Raw genomic sequence first — 4,017 nt, forward strand, 5'->3', positions numbered from 1 at the left:
ACTGAACGACAGCCCCTTCAGGCAACAATCCGCTTTGAAGCGCGCTATCCCCAGTTTGCCTTCCGGACTCTCCGGAAAATCCTTAATCACAGCATCTGCTGTGACCTGCTGGCCATTTAACACCAGGCCCCTCATGCAACATTCCGCTTTGAAGCGTGCCTTTGCTAATTTGTACTTGTTATTTCGATCCGGCACCCGGTTGAATTCCTGAATGACCTGATCCGGGGTCACTTTTCTGTGGTTATGCAGAATGTTCTGCAAGCAAAGTTTTTGCAGGAAGAAGGCACTTCTGATCGAGGATCTGTCATGTCCATAGGCAGCAAGTACATCAGTGGTGGTGACTTGACGTCCTCGTAATGGCTTTTTTTTCCAGAAGGCATCCTCAATATGTTTGCCATCACTCAAGGGGGCGGCCATATCTCTGTAAGGCTGACGGTTTGAGACTCTTTTACCACTGAATGTGCTTCTCGAGCGGTTTTGAATCCCGCTGGAACCGGCCTTTTGGTTAACCTGGCCAACAGGCTTTGGTTGGGAGCAGGTTGATGCTGTTGCCTTCAGAACAAAGCCCTGCGCACTTGGACTATAGATACTGCTCTTTGACCTCAAAATGATTATTAGGTTCACTGCAATCCTGCGTGCATCATTGCAAGCAGTGCTTTGATAAATGTCTGCCTCTTGATCAGGTAATCATTAACAGCCTTACTTGTCGCCAGCCAGTCGTTAACCCTGAGCTCAAAATCATTGCGGTAAGCATGGCTGGCTAACTTCATTTGAAGATTCGCAGTCAGCGTATGTAGGCGTTGTTGCTGTTGTTGCTGTTGCTGTTCCTGAAGCGGGTCAGTCCGATAGTCATGGTTTTTTTCACAGTGCAAGGCAAGAAACTCCCTGGCTTTATTCAGGGTAAGCAGGGAGCGCATAAGCAGGCCATAAATACACTCATCGAGGTTTTGGGGAAAATTAAAAAGAATGGTTCGTGGTATTTGGAATATCTCTCCTTTTTTCAATTGTTTTGTCAATGGATCAAGGTTGTCAGCGAGGTATGCCAGCGTATCATTCAGTAATCTGGTTTCTCCGGTAAACGACAAACACCTTACTGGCCTCTCGACGCCGGGAACGTGCACGGCCAGTGGTGCTTCATCGGTGTGTGTTATTCTGGCGTCAACATTTACCTGAAGCCCCATGGCTTTCGTGCCCAAATCACCGTCCAGAAGCTGAATACTGTAGGCGCCTGGCAGTTGAATTTCCGGACATCCCGGGATTGGCGCGATGATGATGCTTGTGGGTATTTCGGCATCCCTGTCGGTGTTCAGTGCCTGCAGCTTGCCAAAAAGTGTTCTGGCAGACGCTTCTGTGGCGCAGATAATGTCAATATCATTAAATCTTGAGCAGAAGTTCTGTAAAAAGCGCGCGTATGAACCGGTAATCAGAATGGTGGGAGAGGGATAAGAACCATTGATTTCCTGAATAATCTCCAGTGTATGTAACGTTAGTGCATTTAATCGTGGAGCCTGATGGTCCGGGAAACCCGGTTCACCTGTTTTTGACCCCGGCTTCAGAATTTGAGCCATAAGGTTATTCACATGATGGGCTGAATAACGGTTTTCATCACTGGGCAAGTAACCTGGCCAGGCGTTGTCTCTGGATTGTTTGTGCGATACGAAGTGCTTCCTGGTGACGGTTACAGGAGCCTTATGCTGGATGGCAGAGGTTGCGGATCGGTCAGGGCTGTCACTGCCGGTATTTTCCCGTTTAAACAGGATTTTATCCATTATATTGGCTTCAGCGCTGCTTTGTTCAAACCAACGGCCCAGGGCATGGCGCAGCTTGCTTCTTTCAGGGAAATTTTGAAGGCACTTGAGTACCTGATATTGATGAACTTTACGCCCACAAATAGATTGTCCCTTGATATGGCAGTGTGCCAGAAAGAAGAAACGGAGGCGTAAATTCCTGAATGAACTCCTTAGCGTTTTGATGGATTGCAACACCTGTTCTGCTGACACGTGCTGATGATCAATGGTCAATTCATTCTGCATGGCCATGAATTTCAGGATACATTGCAGTCGATATTGCTCATCGTCCTTAACCGGTACGTTATTCAGGATTTGCCAGGCCTGTTGGTGTATATCCCGGGCTTCGCTGGTCTCATCCTGCGGTTGGGATTGTCTCAGCCTTTGTATCAGATACCTGGTTTGCCTTGAAGAATGATCTCCGGAGACGGCATTAAACGCGGCTAATACTGTCTGGTTATCCAGGTAGGAACCATTCAACTCCCTTGCATTCAATGCCAGCTGAGCATAAAAAGTGGCTTTTTCAAGCAACCAGCCACCGCGTTCATAATTCTTGACCACCGCCTCCGGTGTGACCTGCAGGCCATTCAGCAGCAGGCCCCTCAGGCAACACCGTTCCTTAAAGCGCGCTTTCCCCAGTTTACCTTCCGGGTTATCCGGGAAATCCTTGATCACCGCATCCGGTGTGACCGGCTGACCATTCAATGGCAGGTCTCTCAGGCAACATTCTCCCTTAAAGCGCGCTATCGCCAGCTTGCTCTCCGGACTGTCCGGTAAACCCTTAACCACCGCCTCCGGTGTGACCCGCTGGCCATTCAGCGGCAGGCCCCTGAGGCAGCATTCCGCTTTGAAGCGTGCCAGCTCAAGTGTTGCCCTGGCCGCCTGAAAATCCTTGACCACCGCCTCCGGTGTAACCTGCCGGCCATTCAACAGCAACCCTCTCAGGCAACATTCTTCCTTAAAGCGCGCTATCGCCAGTTTGCCCTCCGGACTGTCCGGGAAACCCTTAACCACTGCTTCCGGTGTGATCTGCTGGCTATTCAACAGCAGGCCCCTGAGGCAGCATTCCGCTTTGAAGCGCGCCAGTTCCAGTGTTGCCCTGACGGCCTGATAATTCTTAACCACCGCCTCCGGGGTGACCGGCTGGCCATTCAACGGCAGCCCCCTGAGACAACATTGTTCTTTGAAGCGCGCCAGCTCCAGTGTTGCTTTGGCCGCCTGATAATCCTTAACCACCGCCTCCGGTGTGACTGGCAGGTTATTCAACAGCAAGCCTTTCAGGCAGCATTCCGCTTTGAAGCGTGCCAGCTCCAGTGTTGCCCCGGCAGACTGATAATCCTTGACCACCGCCTCCGGGGTGACCGGCTGACTATTCAACCGCAGTCCCTTCAGGCAACACTCAGCTTTGAAGCGCGCCAGCTCCAGTGTTTTGTCCGCCTGATAACCCCTGGCCACCGCCTCCGGTGTGACTGGCTGGCCATTCAACGGCAAGCCCTTCAGGCAACATTCCGCCTTGAAGCGAACTGTCGCCAGTTTGCCTTCCGGGGTATCCGGGAAATCCTTAACCACTGCCTCCGGCGTGACCGGCTGGCCATTCAATAGCAAACCCCTCAGGCAACAGTGTTCCTTAAAGTGTGCTATCCCCAGTCTGCCTTCCGGAGTATTCGGGAAATCCTTGACCACCGCATCCGGTGTGACCTGCCTGCCATTTAGCGACAGGTTCCGCAGGCAGCACTGTTGCTTAAAGCGCAATATTCCCAGTTTGCCCTCTGGACTGCCCGGGAAACCCCTGACCACCGCTTCCGGTGCGATCTGCTGGCCATTCAACGGCAGCCCCTTCAGGCAACAATCCGCCTTGAAACGTGCCAGCTCCAATGTTGCCCTGACCGCCTGAAAATCCCTAACCACCACTTCCGTTGTGACCGGCTGGCCATTCAACAGCAGGCCTCTCAGGCAACATTCTGCCCTGAAGCGCGCCAGTTCCAGTGTTGCCCCGGCAGCCTGATAATCCGCAACCACCGCATCCGGTGTCACCGGCCGGTCATTTAACAGCAGCTCCCGCAGGCAGCATTCTGCTTTGAAACGAGCCAGCTCCAGTGTTGCCCTGGCAGCCTGAAAATCCTTAACCACCACTTCCGTTGTGACCGGCTGGCCATTCAACGTCAGGCCCCTCAGGCAACATTCCGCCCTGAAGCGCGCCGCCCCCAGTCTGCCTTCCGGACTTTCCGGG

2 protein-coding genes are annotated in these 4,017 nt (G+C 52.5%); both read right to left on the bottom strand.

What is annotated here, in order from left to right; genetic code table 11:
- A partial coding sequence (locus KDK13_RS03240; RefSeq protein WP_257283431.1) for a hypothetical protein occupies nucleotides 1-624 on the bottom strand: 624 nt, incomplete at its 3' end.
- Nucleotides 621-4,017: hypothetical protein (locus tag KDK13_RS03245; protein ID WP_257283433.1), on the bottom strand; the 3,397-nt coding region annotated here is incomplete at its 5' end. The genes KDK13_RS03245 and KDK13_RS03240, both read right to left, overlap by 4 nt.

Origin of the sequence: Endozoicomonas sp. SESOKO1 (assembly GCF_024606265.1) — a bacterium.
Classification (GTDB): Bacteria; Pseudomonadota; Gammaproteobacteria; order Pseudomonadales; family Endozoicomonadaceae; genus Endozoicomonas.